The following is a 17,792-nucleotide window of genomic DNA, read 5'->3' as shown; positions in this document are numbered from 1 at the left end:
ACTTCTTACCTACCGTTCGACGGGTCGGAGGCCGGAAGGGAAAGAGGACTTTGCGCATGACCAGCACGTCAAGGGCCCAGGGGGCCACGGTCTGGCTGACGGGGCTGCCGAGCGCGGGCAAGACGACCATCGCCCGCCTGCTCGGCGACCGGCTGAAGGCCGAGGGCCGCCGCGTGGAGGTGCTCGACGGCGACGAGATCCGCCGTTTCCTCTCGGCGGGGCTGGGGTTCTCCCGGGCCGACCGGTTCACCAACGTGCAGCGCGTCGGCCTGGTCTCCGAGGTCCTCGCGCGCAACGGCGTGCTGTCCCTCGTCCCCGTCATCGCGCCGTACGCGGACAGCCGCGAGGCGGTGCGGGAGCGGCACGGCCAGAGCGGCACCCCGTATCTGGAGGTGCATGTGGCGACGCCGGTCGAGGTGTGCGGCGAGCGGGACGTGAAGGGGCTGTACGCCCGGCAGGCCGCGGGCCGGCTGACCGGCCTGACCGGGGTCGACGATCCGTACGAACCGCCGGTCGACCCCGCGCTGGTACTGCCGACGCAGGACCAGACGCCCCGGGAGTCGGCGGACGCGGTGTACGCGCTGCTGGCGGAGCGGGGGCTGCTGTGAACCCGTTCACGCTGTCGCATCTGGACGCGCTGGAGTCGGAGGCCGTCCACATCTTCCGCGAGGTCGCGGGCGAGTTCGAACGGCCGGTGATCCTCTTCTCCGGCGGCAAGGACTCCATCGTCATGCTGCACCTCGCCCTCAAAGCCTTCACCCCCGCCGCCGTCCCCTTCTCCCTCCTCCACGTCGACACCGGCCACAACTTCCCCGAAGTCCTCGACCACCGCGACCGCACCGTCGAACACCACGGCCTGCGCCTGCACATCGCCTCCGTCCAGGACTACATCGACCGCGGCACCCTGCGCGAACGACCCGACGGCACCCGCAACCCCCTCCAGACCCTCCCCCTCACCGAGAAGATCCAGACCGAACGCTTCGACGCCGTCTTCGGCGGCGGACGACGCGACGAGGAGAAAGCCCGCGCCAAAGAACGCGTCTTCTCCCTGCGCGACGAATTCTCCCAGTGGGACCCCCGCCGCCAGCGCCCCGAACTCTGGAACCTCTACAACGGACGCCACGCCCCCGGCGAACACGTCCGCGTCTTCCCCCTCTCCAACTGGACCGAACTCGACGTCTGGCAGTACATAGCCCGCGAAGCCATCGCACTCCCCGACATCTACTTCGCCCACGAACGCGAGGTGTTCCAGCGGGCCGGGATGTGGCTGACCGCAGGCGAGTGGGGCGGCCCCAAGGACAGCGAGACCGTGGAGAAACGGCAGGTCAGATATCGGACGGTCGGAGACATGTCCTGCACGGGTGCCGTCGACTCGGACGCCGACAGCATCGAGAAGGTGATCGTCGAGATCGCCGCCTCCCGCCTCACCGAGCGCGGCGCGACCCGCGCCGACGACAAGATGTCCGAGGCCGCGATGGAAGACCGCAAGCGCGAGGGGTACTTCTAGCCATGACGACACCCACCACCACCGGCCCGCTCGCCGAGACCACCCTCCTGCGCTTCGCCACCGCAGGCTCCGTCGACGACGGCAAATCCACCCTCGTCGGACGCCTCCTCCACGACTCCAAATCCGTCCTCACCGACCAGCTCGAAGCCGTCGCCCACGCCTCACGCAACCGCGGCCAGGACACCCCCGACCTCGCCCTCCTCACCGACGGCCTCCGCGCCGAACGCGAACAGGGCATCACCATCGACGTCGCCTACCGCTACTTCGCCACCCCCCGACGCCGCTTCATCCTCGCCGACACCCCCGGCCACGTGCAGTACACCCGCAACATGGTCACCGGCGCCTCCACCGCCGACCTCGCGATCATCCTGGTCGACGCCCGCAACGGGGTGGTCGAGCAGACGCTCCGGCACGCGGCCGTGACCGCGCTGCTGCGGGTGCCGCACGTCGTGCTCGCCGTCAACAAGATGGACCTGGTCGGGTACGGGGAGCGGGAGTTCGAGCGGATCGTCGAGGAGTTCGCCGGCCACGCCGCCGCGTCGGGGCTGCCCGGTTTCACGCCGATCCCGGTCTCCGCGCTGGTCGGCGACAACGTCGTTCAGCGTTCGACGCGCATGGACTGGTACCGGGGGCCCGCCCTGCTGGACTTCCTGGAGCGGGTTCCGGCCGGTGTCGAGGCCGCCGACGCGCCCGCCAGGTTCCCGGTGCAGTACGTCATCCGGCACGGTGACGCCCGTTACTACGCGGGCCAGTTGGCCTCGGGCACGCTGCGGGTCGGCGACCGGGTCACCGTGCACCCCTCGGGCGCGACCTCCGAGATCACCGGCATCGACGCGCTGGGCACCCCGGTCCAGGCGGCGTACGCCCCGCAGTCGGTCAGCGTACGGCTCGCCGACCAACGGGACGTCGCGCGCGGCGATCTGATCACCTCCGGCGTCGACGTGCCCGCGCTCACCCAGGAGGTCCGCGCGGCTGTCTGCCATCTGACGGACCGTCCGCTGCGGGTCGGCGACCGGGTGCTGGTGCGGCACACCACCAGGACCGTGCAGGCGGTCGTCAAGGACCTGGGTGGCGCGGCCGAGTTGACCGCGAACGATCTGGGCCGGATCGCGCTGCGCACCGCCGAGCCGCTGGCCCTCGACGACTACGCGGTCTCCCGGCGCACCGGCGCCCTCCTGCTGATCGACCCGGCGGACGGGACGACGCTCACCGCGGGCATGGTCGCGCTCTGAGACCGCGTACGGCCCGCCTCCCCGGCAGGGTGTCCTCATGTCCCCAGGGTCAGGCGGGGCTTGGGGGCGTCCGTGCGTCCGGTGCGGGGTGGGCGGCGGCCCGCCAGATAGGGGTCGGGCCACTGCGCGCCGGGGCCCTGGTAGCCCTGTTCGGCCGCCGCGTGCAGGGTCCACTGCGGGTCGTACAGGTGCGGTCGGGCCAGCGCGCACAGGTCGGTACGCCCGGCCAGGATCAGTGAGTTGACGTCGTCCCAGGAGGAGATCGCGCCGACCGCGATGACCGGGACGCGGGCCGCGTGCCGTATCCGTTCGGCGAACGGCGTCTGGTAGGACCGTCCGAACTCCGGGCGTTCCCCGGCCACCACCTGCCCGGTCGACACGTCGACGGCGTCGGCGCCGTGGGCCGTGAAGGCGCGGGCGATCTCGACGGCGTCCTCGACGGTCGTGCCGCCCTCGGCCCAGTCGGTCGCGGAGATGCGGACCGTCATGGGCCGCTCCTCGGGCCAGACCCCGCGGACCGCGTCGAAGACCTCCAGCGGGAACCGGAGCCGGTTGGCGAGGGGGCCGCCGTAGGCGTCGGTGCGCAGGTTGGTCAGCGGGGAGAGGAAACCGGAGAGCAGATAGCCGTGCGCGCAGTGCAGTTCGAGGAGATCGAACCCGGCGCGGGCGGCCCGCCGGGCGGCCGACATGAACTTGCCTCGTAGGTCGGTGAGTTGGGCGCGGCCGAGTTGGCGCGGTATCTGGCTGCCGGGGCGGTAGGGCAGCGGGGAGGCGGCCACCACGGGCCAGTTGCCGGCGGGCAGCGGTTCGTCCATGCCCTCCCACATCAGCCTGGTCGAGCCCTTGCGGCCGGAGTGGCCCAGTTGCACGCCGATCGCGGTGCCGGGTGCGCGGGTGTGCACGAAGTCGGTGATCCGCCTCCAGGCGTCGGCCTGCGGGCCGGTGTAGAGGCCCGCGCAGCCCGGGGTGATGCGGCCCTCCGGGCTGACGCACACCATCTCGGTCATCACCAGGCCGGCGCCGCCGAGCGCGCGGGCGCCGAGGTGGACGAGGTGGAAGTCGCCGGGGACGCCGTCGGTGGCGGAGTAGAGGTCCATGGGCGAGACGACGACCCGGTTGCGCAGGGTCAGGCCGCGCAGCCTGAACGGGGTGAACATCGGGGGTGTGCCGGGCGGGCAGCCGAACTCCCGCTCCACGGCGCCGGTGAAGCGGGCGTCGCGCAGCCGCAGGTTGTCGTGGGTGACGCGGCGGCTGCGGGTGAGGAGGTCGAAGGCGAACTGGCGTGGTGGCCGCGCGACATGGAGCGCGAGATCCTCGAACCATTCGAGGCTGGCGCGGGCGGCGCGCTGGGTGGAGGCGACGACGGGCCGCCTCTCCTCCTCGTAGGCGGTCAACGCCTCGTCCAGGGTGGGGTGTTCACCGAGGCAGGCGGCGAGGGCGAGGGCGTCCTCGACGGCCAGTTTGGTGCCGGAGCCGATGGAGAAGTGCGCGGTGTGGGCGGCGTCGCCGAGCAGGACGATGTTGCCGTGCGACCAGCGCTCGTTGACGACGGTGCGGAAGACGCTCCACGCCGACCGGTTGGAGCGCAGCGGCCTGCCGCCGAGCGCGTCGGCGAAGATCGCGGCGCAGCGGGCGGCGGAGTCCTTCTCGTCGGCCGTGTCGAGTCCCGCCGCGCGCCAGACCTCCTCGCGCATCTCGACGATGACGGTGGAGGCGTCGGGGGCGTAGGGGTAGCCGTGGAGTTGCATCACGCCGTGCTCGGTCTCGGCGATCTCGAAGCGGAAGGCGTCGAAGGCGAAGTCGGCGGCGAGCCAGATGTAGCGGCAGCGGTGGCTGGTGATCCGGGGGCGGAAGACCTGCGCGTAGTGGGCGCGGGTGGCGCTGTGGACGCCGTCGGCGGCGATGACCAGGTCGTGGCGGGCGGCCAGTTCACCGGGGGGTGGTGCCTCGGTGCGCGGGCGGAGGTCGACGCCGAGGTCGTGGCAGCGGTCGTGCAGGATGCGCAGGAGGCGTTTTCTGCCCAGGGCGGCGAAGCCGTGTCCCGTGGAGGTCTGGCGGGTGCCGCGGTGGACGATGTCGATGTCGTCCCAGCGGACGAAGTGGTCTTGCAGGGCGTCGTGGACGGCGGGGTCGGCGTGTTCGATGCCGCCGAGGGTCTCGTCGGAGAGGACCACGCCGAAGCCGAAGGTGTCGTCGGGGGTGTTGCGTTCCCAGACGGTGATCTCGCGGGCGGGGTCGAGGCGTTTGAGCAGGACGGCGGCGTAGAGGCCGGCCGGTCCGCCGCCGATGACGGCCACCCGCAGGGGGTGGGTGCCGGCCGTTGCCTGCGCTGCGGCGGGCGGGTTCACCGGCCCTGCCACTTCGGCGGGCGTTTCTCGGTGAAGGCGGCGTGGAACTCGGCGTAGTCACGGCCGGTCATCAGCAACGCCTGGGTGGCGGCGTCGAGTTCGATGGCGGCGGAGAGCGGCATGTCCAGTTCGGAGGTGAGCAGCGCCTTGGTCTGGGCCAGGGCGAGGGCCGGGCCCTGTGCGAGGCGGCGGGCGAGGGCCGCCGCCGCCTCGTCGGCCCCGCCCTCGTCGGTGAGTTCGCTGATCAGGCCGATACGTTCGGCCTCGGGGGCGCGGACCTGGTCGCCCAGCATCAGCAGCCGGGTGGCGTGGCCGAGGCCGACCACCCGGGGCAGCAGGTAGGCGGCGCCCATGTCGCCGCCGGACAGGCCGACCCGGGTGAACAGGAACGCGAAGCGGGCGCTGGGGTCGGCCACCCGGAAGTCGGCGGCGAGGGCCAGTACCGCGCCCGCGCCGGCCGCCACCCCGTGCACGGCCGCGATCACCGGGAACGGGCACTCCCGTACCGCCCGCACCACCTGCCCCGTCATCCGGTTGAAGTCGAGGAGCTGGGCGGTGTCCAGGTCGAGGGTGGCGCCGATGATCTCGTCGACGTCGCCGCCCGAGCAGAAGCCGCGGCCCCGCCCGGCGAGCACCAGGGCGCGCACGGACCGCTCCCTCGACAGCTCGGCGAGCAGGTCGCGCAGGTCGGCGTAGGCGCCGAAGGTCAGCGCGTTGAGGCGCTCGGGGCGGGCCAGGGTGACGGTGGCGACGCCGTCGGCGTAGGTGACGTCCAGGTGGCGCCAGGGGGAGGTGCGGGCGGCGGAGCCGGTGAAGGGACTCATGGTGCGGCCTCCTCGGGGAGTGCCAACGCGGCCTCACGGGCCGTCTGCCTCCCGAAGCTATCACCGGTTCGTGACTGTCGTCACGAGTGCGCGATAGGCCGGTCCGGACGGGGTGCGGCCTTTCGGACACGGCCGGGTCGTCACGGCTCGTCGACGGGGGCGTAACAGCGGGAGCGGGCGCGGGAGGCGAGCGGCCTCTGCGGGTATGGCGCATCCAGCAGGGCCGAAGGTCCCGCTCGGTGCCCGTCGGACGGCCCTGCCGGACGGCGCCGTACGCTACATATGGTTGAAAGCAGGACAGCCTGCTCATGAACGGACTCGCTGTGCACGAACTCCCCGCCGCCTCCGCCTCCTGGCGCATCGCGCTGCCGCACTCCACCGCGGCCGTGCCGCTGGCCCGCGCCCTGGTGCGCACGGCGCTCGCCGAACTGGAGCACGGCGCCGACAGCGACACGGCGGAGCTGCTGACGGCCGAGCTGGTCGCCAACGCGGTGGAGCACACCGTCGGGGACAGCCCGATAGAGCTGGTGGTGGAGCTGCTGCCGTCCGGCTGCCGGGTCGAGGTGCACGATCCCGACCCGGCGCCGCCCGGTGATCTGACCGTGCCGGTGGGCAAGGTGCCCGACCCGTGGCAGGAGCACGGGCGGGGGCTGCTGCTGATCCGCACGCTCAGTTCGTCCTGCGGGCACCGGCCGACGGAGTCGGGCAAGGCGGTGTGGTTCCGGCTGCCGGCGCTCACGCCGGGAGGGGCCCGTCAGGCGTGACCCGGCGCCCCGGGCCCCGGCCTGCCCGGAGGCGCGGCGGGCCGGGGGCGCGGGTCCCCGCCGCAGCCGGGCGGGTCAGGCGAGGGTGGCGACGAGGACGGCCTTGATGGTGTGCATCCGGTTCTCCGCCTCGTCGAAGACGACCGAGCGGTCCGACTCGAACACCTCGTCGGTCACTTCGAGCGAGGTGAGGCCGTGGCTCTCGTGGATCTCCCGGCCGACCTTGGTGCCGAGGTCGTGGAAGGCCGGCAGGCAGTGCAGGAACTTCACGTCGGGGTTGCCGGTGGCCCGCAGGACGTCCATCGTCACGGCGTACGGCGACAGCGCGGCGATCCGCTCGTCCCACACGTCCTTCGGCTCGCCCATGGAGACCCAGACGTCGGTGGCGACGAAGTCCGCGCCCCGCACGCCGTCCGCGACGGACTCGGTGAGGGTGACGCGGGCGCCGCTCCCCTCCGCCAGCGCGTGCGCCCGGTCCACGATCTCCTGGGCCGGCCAGTACGCCTTCGGGGCGACGATCCTGACGTCCATGCCCAGCAGCGCGCCGGTGATCAGGTACGAGTTGCCCATGTTGAAGCGGGCGTCGCCGAGGTAGGCGAAGGCGATGCCGGTGAGGGGCTTGGCGGTGTGCTCGGTCATGGTGAGCACGTCGGCCAGCATCTGGGTGGGGTGCCAGTCGTCGGTGAGGCCGTTGAAGACGGGCACACCGGCGTGCGCGGCCAGCTCCTCGACCTTGGCCTGGCTGTCGCCCCGGTACTCGATGCCGTCGTACATCCGGCCCAGGACCCGGGCGGTGTCCTTCACGGACTCCTTGTGGCCGATCTGCGACCCCGCGGGGTCCAGGTAGGTCGTGGAGGCGCCCTGGTCGGCCGCGGCGACCTCGAACGCGCAGCGGGTGCGCGTCGAGGTCTTCTCGAAGATCAGCGCGATGTTCTTCCCGGTCAGCCGGCGCGTCTCGGTCCCGGCCCGCTTCGCGGCCTTCAGCTCCGCGGCCAGCTCGATCAGACCGCGCAGCTCCGGCCCGGTGAAGTCGAGCTCCTTGAGGAAGTGGCGCCCGGCGAGGGCGGTCGGGGCTGTCGCCATGGGGCGCTCCAGAGATGCGGTGACGGGAATGAAATGGAAGTCTATACGATGCCCTACATTTCTATACGGCCCCATGTTCGAAGACGGCCGCCGCCCACCCCCTGCTTCCCGCGCACCCCAGCGCCCCCAGCGCCCCCAGCGCCCCTATACGGCGTCCCGCACGACCGGGCAGCTCATGCAGCGGGGGCCGCCCCTGCCCCGGCCCAGCTCGCTGCCCGGGATCTCGATCACCTCGATGCCTTGTTTGCGCAGGTGGGTGTTTGTGGTCGCGTTGCGCTCGTAGGCGACGACCACACCCGGCTCGACGGCGAGCACGTTGCAGCCGTCGTCCCACTGCTCGCGCTCGGCCGCGTGCACGTCCTGGGTGGCGGTGAGGACCCGGATCTCGTCCAGCCCGAGGGCGGCGGCGATCGCGCGGTGCATGTGCTCGGGCGGATGGTCGGTGACCTTCAACTCCTTCTCGCCGACGCCCGGTTCGATGGTGTAGGAGCGGAGCATGCCGAGGCCCGCGTACTGGGTGAAGGTGTCGCCGTCGACCATCGTCATCACGGTGTCCAGGTGCATGAAGGCGCGGCGCTTCGGCATGTCGAGGGCGACGATGGTCCGCGCGGAGCCGGCCGCGAACAGCTTGTGCGCGAGCATCTCGACGGCCTGCGGCGTGGTGCGCTCGCTCATCCCGATGAGGACGGCGCCGCCGCCGATGACCAGGACGTCGCCGCCCTCGATGGTGGACGGGTAGTCGGCCTGGCCCTGCGACCAGACCTGGAAGGTCTCGGCACGGAAGAGGGGGTGGTGTTGGTAGATCGCCTCGAAGTGCACGGTCTCGCGCTGCCTGGCCGGCCAGCGCATCGCGTTGATGGAGACGCCGTCGTAGATCCAGGCGGAGGTGTCGCGGGTGAAGAGGTGGTTGGGCAGCGGGCCGAGGAGGAAGTCGTCGAGGTCCATGACGTGGAAGCGCACGGACGTCGGTTCCGGGTGGGCGGCCAGGAACTCCCGTTTGGTCATGCCGCCGATCAGCACCTCCGCCAGGTCGGCCGCGGGGAGGTTCTCGAAGGCGGCCCTGAGGTGGTCGGTGGCGAGGACGCCGTACTCCTTCTCGTCGAAGACCCGGTCGAGGACGAGGGTGCGGGCCGCCGGGATCGCCAGGGCCTCGGTGAGCAGGTCGCCGAAGAGGTGGACGGTGACCCCCCGGTCGCGCAGGACGTCCGCGAAGCCGTCGTGCTCGGCGCGCGCCCGGCGCACCCAGAGCAGGTCGTCGAAGAGGAGGGCGTCCTTGTTGCTGGGGGTGAGCCTTTTGAGCTCTAGGTCGGGCCGGTGGAGGATGACGCGGCGCAGCCGCCCGGCCTCGGAGTCGACATGGAATCCCATGACTCCATCCTGACCATCGCCGACCGCGTTCACCCACCGGTCGACCGTTTAGGCACCCTCTTGTGCTCATTCCCTCGATCCGCCGCCCGGGTCCGCGGGATTCCCGCCCTTCTCCCCCGCCCGCCTCGCCCTTGGCTCCGGCTTCGCGCCCCGCCCCCGATCCCTCGTTCTCGTCCTCTTGACGATTAGCAGGCATCCCTATTATCGTCGTGGTGACGAGAAAGAGGGAGGGGTCGCACCACATGGCCGACATCACCAGGCGCCTTGGCTGGCGCCATCTGCGCGGCGCGCCGACCGCGCACATCCGCCACCACCGCGCGGGCGAACTGGTGCACGACGGACCGGGGCTGAGCTTCTGGTTCCGCTCGCTGACCGCCGCGCTCTCCGAAGTCCCGGTGGACGACCGCGAGCTGGCGATGACCTTCCACGCCCGCACCTCCGACTTCCAGGACGTCGCGGTCCAGGCCACGGTCACCTACCGGATCAGCGACCCGGCGCTCGCCGCCGCCCGCCTCGACTTCTCCGTCGACCCGGACACCGGGGTGTGGCGGGGCGCCCCGCTGGAACAGCTCGGCACCCTGCTGACCGAGACGGCCCAGCAGCACGCGCTGGACGTCCTCGCCCGTACGACGCTGTCGGCCGCGCTGGTCGACGGGGTGGCCGCGGTGCGCGAGCGGGTCGCGGCGGGCCTCACCGCGGAGCCCAGGCTGCCGGCCACCGGCATCGAGGTGGTGGCCGTGCGGGTGGTGGCGCTGCGCCCGGAGCCCGAGGTGGAGCGGGCGCTGCGCACCCCGGCCAGGGAGCAGATCCAGCAGGAGGCCGACCGGGCGACCTACGAGCGGCGCGCGGTGGCCGTCGAGCGGGAGCGCGCCATCGCCGAGAACGAACTCGCCAGCCAGATCGAACTGGCCCGCCGCGAGGAGCAGTTGGTCGACCAGCGTGGCACCAACGCACGGCGTGAGGCGGAGGAGCGGGCGGCGGCGGACGCGGTGACGGCGGGCGCCGAGGCGGCCAGGACGGTCCGGCTCGCCGAGGCCGAGGCGGCCCGTTCGGTGAAGCTCGCCGAGGCGGAGGCCGACAACCAGGTCAGGATGGCCGACGCGGAGGCACAGCGCTCGCAGCGGCTGACGGAGGCGGAGGCCGCGCGGTCGGTGAAGCTCTCCGAGGCCGAGGCCGTCCGCACGGTGCGGCTGGCCCGCGCGGAGGCGGAGGCCGCCCGCGAGACCGGCGAGGCGCGCGCTCAGGCGCAGGCCGCCTGGCTGCGGGTGCACGCCGACGTCGACGTGGCGACCCTGCACGCGCTCACCGGGACCCGGCTCGCGGACAACCTGCCGCACATCGAGAACCTCACGGTCTCGCCCGATGTGCTGACCGGGCTGCTCGCCAAGCTGGGCGGCGGGGAGCGGGAATGAGCCTGGCGCCCCGGGTGGTGATCGTCCACCGCAGGACGGAGTACGAGGAGTTGGTGGCCCACCACGGTACGCACGGGCAGGCCGCGTTCTTCCTCTCCTCCCGGGGCCGGGACATCGCCGAGATCGCCGAGCGGCACCACCGCACCCGGCGGGCACTGGCCGAGGTGACCTCGGCGATTCCGCTGACGTGGCGTCAGACCCGGGTGGAGCGGGCCGATCTGGACCGGTTCCTGTTCGCGCCGGAGGACGCGGTCGTGGTCGTCGGACAGGACGGACTGGTGGCGAACGTCGCCAAGTACCTGGCCGGGCAGCCGGTGTTGGGCATCGACACCGACCCGGGCCGCAACCCGGGGGTGCTGGTCAGGCACCGCCCGGCGGACGCGGCGGCGCTGCTGCCGTCGGCGTTCACCGGCGCGGTCGACGAACTGACCATGGTGGAGGCGGTGGCCGACGACACCCAGCGGCTGCTCGCCCTCAACGAGATCTATCTGGGCGCGGCCGGGCACCAGACGGCCAGGTACCGCCTGGGCCTCGACGGCGACAGGGGTGCCGCCGAGGCCCAGGCCTCGTCCGGGGTGCTGGTGGGCACCGGCACCGGCGCCACCGGCTGGATCCGCTCGGTCTGGCAGGAGCGCGGCGGCGGGCTGCCGCTGCCAGGACGCGACGAGGCCAGGCTGCTCTGGTTCGTCCGCGAGGCCTGGCCGTCACCGGCGACCGGCACCTCCCTGGTCGCCGGTCAACTGGCCGCCGCCGCCCGCCTCCACGTCACCGTCGAGTCCGAACGGCTCATCGCCTTCGGGGACGGCATGGAGGCGGACGCCCTGGAGCTGACCTGGGGGCAGACGGTCAGGGTCGGGGTGGCGGGCACCGCCCTGCGGCTGGTGGGCTGAGCGTCGCGGCAGGCGATGACCGGCCCCGACGCCCAACCTCCGGGCCGAGTTCGACCGACCCCGACGCGGAACGTCCAGGCCGAGTTCGACCAACCCCCCGACGCGGAACGTCCAGGCCGCGTTCACCGACCCCGACGCGGAGCGCGCCGGCCGGGGTCGACCGACCCCGGCGCCGGGCGTCACAGCCGGGGGTCGACCGGCTCCGACTCCAGGGCCAGCACCCCGAACACCGCCTCGTGCACCCGCCACAGCGGCTCGCCGTCCGCGAGCCGGTCCAGGGCCTCGAGCCCCAGGGCGTACTCACGGATCGCCAGCGAACGCTTGTGGTTGAGGGAGCGTCCGCGCAGCGCGGTGAGGTGGTCGGGGCGGGTGTACTCGGGACCGTAGATGATCCGCAGGTACTCCCGGCCCCGGCACTTGATGCCGGGCTGGACCAGGCGGTTCTGCCCGTCGCGCGGCAGCGCGCCGAGCGGCTTGACGACCATGCCCTCGCCGCCCCCGCCGGTCATCTCCAGCCACCAGTCGACGCCCGCCCGCACCGACTCCGGGTCCCCGGTGTCGACGTGCAGGCGCCGGGTGGTCCTGAGCAGTCCGGTGCCGTCGTGCTCCACCATCCGGTCGAGCAGGGCGAGTTGCTCGTCGTGCGGCAGGGCGGCGAGGCTGCGTCCGCGCGCGGCGAGGATCTGGAAGGGCGCCAGGCGGACGCCGTCGAGGCCGTCCGTCGGCCAGCAGTAGCGGCGGTAGGCGTCGGTGAACCTCGCGGCGTCCGAGGCGCGTCGGCGCTGCCGGTCGTGCAGGTCGGCGACGTCGACACCGCGGGCGGCGGCGCCTTCGAGGGCGGCGAGCACGCCGGGGAAGACGGCCCCCGAGGCGGCGCCCACGGCCGCGTACTGGCTGCGCAGCAGGCCCGCAGCCTTCAGCGACCACGGCATCAGCTCGGCGTCCAACAGGAGCCAGTCGGTGTCGAGTTCGTCCCACAGCCCGGCCGCGCCGATCGCGGTGCGCAGCCGTCCGAGGATCTCCTCGGTGACGGAGGCGTCGTCGAAGAACGGCCGGCCGGTCCTGGTGTAGAGGGACCCGGTCGGGCCGTCGACGCCGAACCGCGCGCGGGCCGCGTCGGCGTCCCGGCAGACCAGGGCGACGGCCCGGGAGCCCATGTGCTTCTCCTCGCACACGACCCGCTCGACGCCGTCCTTGGCGTACTGCGCGAACGCCTCCACCGGGTGCTCCAGGTAGCCGTCCTGCCCGCTGGTCGCGGTCGGCGCCATGGTCGGCGGGAGGTACGGCAGCAGCCGCGGGTCGACGGCGAAGCGGCTCATGACCTCCAGGGCGGCCGCCGCGTTCTCCTCCCTGACGGCGATCCGGCCCTGGTGCCTGGTCTCCACGGTCCGGCGTCCGCGCACGTCCGCGAGGTCGAGCGGGCGGCCGTCGTGGCCGCCGGGCGCCTCGGTGCGCAGCGGTCTCGCCGGTTCGTACCAGACCCGCTCGGCGGGTACGTCGACCAGTTCGCGCTCCGGCCAGCGCAGCGCGGTCAGCTTGCCGCCGAAGACGGCGCCGGTGTCCAGGCAGATGGTGTTGTTGAGCCAGGTCGCCTCCGGTACCGGGGTGTGGCCGTAGACGACCGCCGCGCGGCCCCGGTAGTCCTCGGCCCACGGGTAGCGCACCGGCAGCCCGAACTCGTCGGTCTCGCCCGTGGTGTCGCCGTAGAGGGCGTGCGAGCGGACCCGTCCTGAGGTGCGGCCGTGGTACTTCTCGGGCAGCCCGGCGTGGCAGACGACGAGACGGCCGCCGTCGAGGACGTAGTGGCTGACCAGGCCGTCGATGAACTCCCTCACCTCGGTGCGGAACTCGTCGCTCTCGCCGTCCATCTGCGCGATGGTCTCGGCGAGTCCGTGGGTGGCCTTGACCGTGCGGCCCCTCAGGTGGCGGCCGTACTTGTTCTCGTGGTTGCCGGGCACGCAGAGCGCGGCGCCCGACCGCACCATGCCCATCACCCGGCGCAGCACCGCGGGGCTGTCGGGGCCGCGGTCGACGAGGTCGCCGACGAAGACGGCCGTCCGCCCCTCGGGGTGGACGCCGTCGGCGTACCCCAACTTCGCGAGCAGCGACTCCAGTTCGCGGGCGCAGCCGTGGATGTCGCCGATGATGTCGAAGGGCCCTGTGCGGTGGGTCAGGTCGTTGAAGCGCTTCTCGGTGACGACGGTGGCGTGCTCCACCTCCTCCACCCCGCGCAGGACGTGCACCTTGCGGAAGCCCTCGCGCTCCAGGTGGAGCAGGGAGCGGCGGAGTTCGCGGATGTGGCGCTGCACGACCCGGCGCGGCAGCTCCGCCCGGTCGGCGCGGGTCGCGTTGCGCGCGACGCACACCTCCTCCGGCACGTCGAGGACGACGGCGATGGGCAGCACGTCGTACTGCCGTGCCAGCTCGATCAGTTGCTTGCGGGAGTCGGACTGCACGCTGGTGGCGTCGACGACGGTACGGCGGCCGGCCGCGAGCCGCTTGCCGGCGATGTGGTGCAGGACGTCGAAGGCGTCCTTGCTCGCGCTCTGGTCGTTCTCGTCGTCGGCGACCAGGCCCCGGCAGAAGTCGGAGGAGAGCACCTCGGTCGGCTTGAAGTGCTTGCGGGCGAAGGTCGACTTGCCGGAGCCCGAGGCGCCGACGAGGACGACGAGGGAGAGGTCGGTGACGGGCAGGGCGCGCCCTGGCTGTCGTGGTTCCCGGTGCTCGGTCATGCCGCCTCCGCCTCCTTCGCGCGCCTGTCGCGCCGGTCGTGGGTCGCGTCGTTCTGGCCGTCGCGGTCGTCCTGGTCGGTCCCGTGCGTCGTCCTCATGGTGAACACGGCCATCTGGGTGGGCGGGCCCACCTCGGGGTCGTCGGGGCCGACGGGTGTGAACTCCACGGTGTAGCCGTGCCGTTCGGCGACGGCGGCGGCCCAGGCGCGGAACTCCTCGCGGGTCCACTCGAACCGGTGGTCGCCGTGCCGGACATGCCCGGCCGGGAGGGAGTCCCAGCGGACGTTGTACTCGACGTTCGGGGTGGTCACCAGGACGGTCCTGGGGCGCGCGGCGCCGAACACCGCGTACTCGACGGCCGGCAGCCTGGGCAGGTCGACGTGTTCGACGACCTCGCTGAGGACGGCCGCGTCGTAGCCCGCCAGCCGCTTGTCGGTGTAGGCGAGGGAGCCCTGGAGCAGGGTGACCCGGGACGCCTGCCGCTCCCCCAGCCGGTCCAGCCTGAGCCGCCGGCCCGCGATGGTGAGCGCCCGCATCGACACGTCGACGCCGACGATCTCGGTGAACCTGACGTCCTTGAGCAGCGCCTGCACCAACTCGCCCTGGCCGCAGCCGAGGTCGAGGACGCGGGCGGCCCCCGCCTGCCGCAGGGCGGCCAGGATCGCGTCCCTGCGCCGCACAGCGAGCGGGGTGGGCCGCTCCTCGGTCCCGGTGTCGGCGGCGACCGCGTTGTCGATCTCGGTGACCTGGCTGTCGTCGCTCTCCGCGAGCCTGACCAGTTCGAGGCGCTCCCTCGCCTGCTGGGTCAGCGACCAGCGGCGGGCCAGGTAGCGGCTGGTGATGAGCTTCTGTTCGGGGTGGGCCGGCAGCCAGCCCTCGCCGGCCCGCAGCAGCTTGTCGACCTCGTCGGGGGCGACCCAGTAGTGCTTGGCGTCGTCGAGGACCGGCAGCAGGACGTAGAGGTGGCGCAGCGCCTCGGCGACGGTGAGCCGCTCCGACTCCAGGACGAGCCGTACGTAGCGCGAGTCGCCCCACTCGGGGAACTCGCCGTCCAGGGCGACGGGTTCGGCGGTGACCGTCCAGCCGAGCGGCGCGAAGATCCGCCGGACCAGGTCGGGGCCGCCGCGCGCGGGCAGCGCGGGCACCTCGACGCGCAGCGGCAGCGGCTCGGCCGCACGCTCGGGCAGGGCCTTGCAGACGCCGCGCATGGCGGTGGAGAAGACGGTGCTCAGGGCCACCGCGAGCAGCGAGGAGGCCGCGTAGGGACGGTCGTTGACGTACTGGGCGAGTGCCGCGTCGGGGGCGCCGCCGCGCCCCTTGCCCTTGCCGCGCCTGACCAGGGCCACCGCGTCGACCTCCAGCAGCAGGGCCGCCGTGCAGCGCGCGGGACCGGCCTCGGGGTAGAGGACGTGCGCGGTGCCGTAGGAGGTCGAGAACGTCTGCGCGCGGTCGGGATGCTTGTGCAGCAGATGTCCCAGATCGGTGGCGGGACGTTCGGGCGTGCCGGTGGTGGTGAGGGTCAGGAACATGCGGAGGGCCTCTCCGACGGGCGGACGGTTTCGGGAGCCGTGCGCGCGAAAGCCCCCGGGACGCTGATCCCGGGGGCTCGGCAGGACGGCGCTGTCACCTTCGCACAGGGTGGCGGACCCGCGCCCTCCTTTATTGCGCGGGCGGCTGACGTGCGCCGTTACGACAGCTGCGACTGGACCTCGGCGGAGATCAGCTCCAGGTGGTCCAGGTCGTCGAGGTCGAGGATCTGGAGGTAGAGGCGGCTCGCGCCGGTCTCGGCGTAGCGGCCGATCTTGTCGACGACCTCGGCGGGGGAACCGGCGAGTCCGTTGGCCTTCAGCTCGTCGACCTCGCGGCCGATGGCGGCGGCGCGGCGGGCCAGCTCCTGGTCGTCCTTGCCGACGCAGGCGACGAGGGCGGCGGAGTAGACGAGGTCGCCTTCGGCGCGTCCGGCCTCCTCGGCGGCGGCGCGGACCCGGCCGAACTGGCGGGCGCTGTCCTCGACGGAGGCGAACGGGATGTTGAACTCGTCGGCGAAGCGGGCGGCGAGCTTCGGGGTGCGGGTCGCGCCGTGGCCGCCGATCAGGACCGGGATCTTCGCCTGGGCCGGCTTGGGCAGCGCGGGCGAGTCGGTGAGGTCGTAGTACGTGCCGTGGAAGTCGAAGGTCTCGCCGGGCTCGGTGGCCCACAGGCCGGTGACGATGTCGAGCTGCTCCTCCAAGCGGCCGAACTTCTCCTTCGGGAAGGGGATGCCGTACGCCGTGTGCTCCTGCTCGAACCAGCCCGCGCCGAGGCCGAGTTCGACCCGGCCACCGGACATCTGGTCGACCTGGGCGACCTGGATGGCGAGGACGCCGGGGAGCCGGAAGGTGCCGGCGGTCATCAGGGTGCCGAGGCGGATGCGGCGGGTCTCACGGGCGAGCCCGGCGAGGGTGATCCAGGCGTCGGTGGGTCCCGGCAGGCCGTCCACGTCCCCCATGTGGAGATAGTGGTCGGAGCGGAAGAAGGCGTCGAACCCGAGGTCCTCGGTGGCCTTCGCCACGGTCAGGAGTGTGTCGTAGGTGGCCCCCTGCTGGGGCTCGGTGAAGATGCGAAGATCCATGCGTCCATCCTGCACGGTCGGGTGCCGGTCGGCCGCACCGGTGCCGCCGGGCAGGGCCTCACCGGTCGGGTGAAACCCGGTGCGGGCCGTGGGCGCCGCGTCCGTCGTGGACGCCGCGTGTGCCCTGGATGCCACGTGTGTCCTGGATGCCTTGGCCGCCCGGATGCCTTACGCCGTGCGGGTCGCGTCCGTGGCGTGGACGTCTCGTGCGCCTCGTGCGCTCCGGCCGCCTTGGACGCCGTGCGGGTCGCGTCCGTCGTGGGGTGCCGTGGCCGCGCCTGAGCCGGGGCGGGGCGCGGTGCCGTCCCTGGGGGTGTCCATGTTCCCGGGGCTGTCCATGTTCCCGGGGCTGTCCATGTCCCCGGAGTCTGCCCCTGTCCCGGGTCTGTCCCGTCGCTATCCCGCCTCCCGTTCCGGCAGCAGTGACTCCCGGTCCGCGAGTTTGCGGAGCATCTCCCTGACCCGGTCCCTGGCTTCGTCGGCCGCGTCGATGGCCTCCATGCACTGCCAGTAGGTGGCTTCGTCGGCCACCGAGCAGGCGATGCCGACCAGGGCGATGCCGACCTCGCCGAGGAGGCCGCCGAGGCAGCGGAGGGTACGGCCCGCGTCGCCCAGCTCGGTCAGCTGGGCCGCGCGCAGTTCCTCCAGGGTGAGGTCGGGTGCTTCGAGGACTCCGCAGCCCCGGCCCGCCAGCTCCGTCAATCCCAGTGCCTCGCCGCGCAGTTCGGGCGGACCCGTCACCGCGAGGCGACTTCCTATCGCCTGTGCCAGGGCCTGCGCCTGCCACACCTCCGTCAGAATGTCCGGCGTGCCGCCGGTCCCCGCCAGAGCACGTCTGCTCTTCACGATGAGCCGCACCGCATCCATGCGCTGTCCCTGCCCGTCCGTCTGTGACGCGATCTCTGCGCGCGCCCGCCCGAACACCGCTGTTCACTACCCAGAGTGAGGGCTCGAAGGGAAGAACGCCAGGGTACGACCGAAATCTGTGGACAACAAATCGATTTCAGGCGCGATTTCGACT

Annotated in this window: 15 protein-coding genes; 6 read left to right on the top strand and 9 right to left on the bottom strand. The window is 72.7% G+C overall.

Annotated elements, in window-relative coordinates:
• Positions 1–56 precede the first annotated feature (56 nt).
• The 3 genes from cysC to DDJ31_RS28790 are packed head-to-tail and all read left to right on the top strand — an operon-like array spanning position 57 to position 2,739.
• Positions 57–608 (top strand): adenylyl-sulfate kinase, encoded by a 552-nt coding sequence (gene cysC, locus DDJ31_RS28800; protein ID WP_127177474.1) that lies wholly within the window; start codon positions 57–59, stop codon positions 606–608.
• Positions 605–1,507, top strand: coding sequence for a sulfate adenylyltransferase subunit CysD (gene cysD, locus DDJ31_RS28795; RefSeq protein WP_127177475.1), 903 nt, complete (start codon positions 605–607; stop codon positions 1,505–1,507). Before cysC ends, cysD begins: the two co-directional genes overlap by 4 nt.
• Positions 1,508–1,509: 2 nt before the next feature.
• The gene (locus DDJ31_RS28790) at positions 1,510–2,739 is read left to right on the top strand and encodes a sulfate adenylyltransferase subunit 1 (protein WP_127177476.1); all 1,230 of its coding nucleotides are present in this window, start codon (positions 1,510–1,512) and stop codon (positions 2,737–2,739) included.
• Between the two features lie 35 nt (positions 2,740–2,774).
• Here DDJ31_RS28790 and DDJ31_RS28785 read toward each other — a convergent pair whose 3' ends face one another.
• Both DDJ31_RS28785 and DDJ31_RS28780 read right to left on the bottom strand, forming a co-directional pair.
• Positions 2,775–5,099, bottom strand: coding sequence for a bifunctional salicylyl-CoA 5-hydroxylase/oxidoreductase (locus DDJ31_RS28785; RefSeq protein ID WP_127177477.1), 2,325 nt, complete (start codon positions 5,097–5,099; stop codon positions 2,775–2,777).
• Positions 5,084–5,911: an enoyl-CoA hydratase family protein gene (locus DDJ31_RS28780; protein ID WP_127177478.1), complete on the bottom strand. Its 828-nt coding sequence runs from the start codon at positions 5,909–5,911 to the stop codon at positions 5,084–5,086. Before DDJ31_RS28780 ends, DDJ31_RS28785 begins: the two co-directional genes overlap by 16 nt.
• A 308-nt stretch (positions 5,912–6,219) precedes the next feature.
• Here DDJ31_RS28780 and DDJ31_RS28775 point away from each other — a divergent pair, with 308 nt between their 5' ends.
• Positions 6,220–6,675 carry an ATP-binding protein gene (locus tag DDJ31_RS28775; RefSeq protein WP_127177479.1) on the top strand — a complete coding sequence of 152 codons (456 nt, stop codon included), beginning with the start codon at positions 6,220–6,222 and terminating at the stop codon, positions 6,673–6,675.
• A 75-nt stretch (positions 6,676–6,750) separates the two neighbouring features.
• Here DDJ31_RS28775 and argF read toward each other — a convergent pair whose 3' ends face one another.
• Together argF and DDJ31_RS28765 are read right to left on the bottom strand one after the other, a co-directional pair.
• Positions 6,751–7,758, bottom strand: a complete 1,008-nt coding sequence (argF, locus tag DDJ31_RS28770; protein WP_127177480.1) for an ornithine carbamoyltransferase — start codon at positions 7,756–7,758, stop codon at positions 6,751–6,753.
• A 144-nt stretch (positions 7,759–7,902) separates the two neighbouring features.
• The gene (locus DDJ31_RS28765) at positions 7,903–9,126 is read right to left on the bottom strand and encodes an arginine deiminase (RefSeq protein ID WP_127177481.1); all 1,224 of its coding nucleotides are present in this window, start codon (positions 9,124–9,126) and stop codon (positions 7,903–7,905) included.
• A gap of 242 nt (positions 9,127–9,368) precedes the next feature.
• Here DDJ31_RS28765 and DDJ31_RS28760 point away from each other — a divergent pair, with 242 nt between their 5' ends.
• Both DDJ31_RS28760 and DDJ31_RS28755 read left to right on the top strand, forming a co-directional pair.
• Complete coding sequence (locus DDJ31_RS28760) at positions 9,369–10,538, top strand: SPFH domain-containing protein (protein WP_127182565.1); 1,170 nt, start codon at positions 9,369–9,371, stop codon at positions 10,536–10,538.
• Positions 10,535–11,428 (top strand): NAD(+)/NADH kinase, encoded by an 894-nt coding sequence (locus tag DDJ31_RS28755; RefSeq protein WP_127177482.1) that lies wholly within the window; start codon positions 10,535–10,537, stop codon positions 11,426–11,428. The genes DDJ31_RS28760 and DDJ31_RS28755 overlap by 4 nt, the downstream gene beginning before the upstream one ends.
• A 179-nt stretch (positions 11,429–11,607) precedes the next feature.
• Here the strand turns inward: DDJ31_RS28755 and DDJ31_RS28750 are convergent, their stop codons facing one another.
• The 5 genes from DDJ31_RS28750 to DDJ31_RS28730 all read right to left on the bottom strand — a co-directional run bounded on the left by DDJ31_RS28750 (position 11,608) and on the right by DDJ31_RS28730 (position 17,638).
• Positions 11,608–14,160 (bottom strand): polynucleotide kinase-phosphatase, encoded by a 2,553-nt coding sequence (locus DDJ31_RS28750; RefSeq protein WP_127177483.1) that lies wholly within the window; start codon positions 14,158–14,160, stop codon positions 11,608–11,610.
• Complete coding sequence (locus DDJ31_RS28745) at positions 14,157–15,689, bottom strand: 3' terminal RNA ribose 2'-O-methyltransferase Hen1 (protein WP_127177484.1); 1,533 nt, start codon at positions 15,687–15,689, stop codon at positions 14,157–14,159. The genes DDJ31_RS28750 and DDJ31_RS28745 overlap by 4 nt, the downstream gene beginning before the upstream one ends.
• A gap of 158 nt (positions 15,690–15,847) precedes the next feature.
• A complete protein-coding gene (locus DDJ31_RS28740) occupies positions 15,848–16,771 on the bottom strand; it encodes an LLM class F420-dependent oxidoreductase (RefSeq protein WP_127177485.1) in 924 nt (307 codons plus the stop codon).
• Positions 16,772–16,939: 168 nt separating this feature from the next.
• Positions 16,940–17,128: a hypothetical protein gene (locus DDJ31_RS28735; protein WP_171480917.1), complete on the bottom strand. Its 189-nt coding sequence runs from the start codon at positions 17,126–17,128 to the stop codon at positions 16,940–16,942.
• Positions 17,129–17,167: 39 nt separating this feature from the next.
• On the bottom strand, positions 17,168–17,638 hold the full coding sequence (locus DDJ31_RS28730; RefSeq protein ID WP_127177486.1) for a DUF6099 family protein: 471 nt from the start codon (positions 17,636–17,638) through the stop codon (positions 17,168–17,170).
• Positions 17,639–17,792: the final 154 nt, after the last annotated feature.

This window comes from Streptomyces griseoviridis, assembly GCF_005222485.1.
Classification (GTDB): domain Bacteria; phylum Actinomycetota; class Actinomycetes; order Streptomycetales; family Streptomycetaceae; genus Streptomyces; species Streptomyces hintoniae.
The sequence above is the reverse complement of the archived record's forward strand: the minus strand, read 5'-3'. Positions and strand labels throughout refer to the sequence as shown.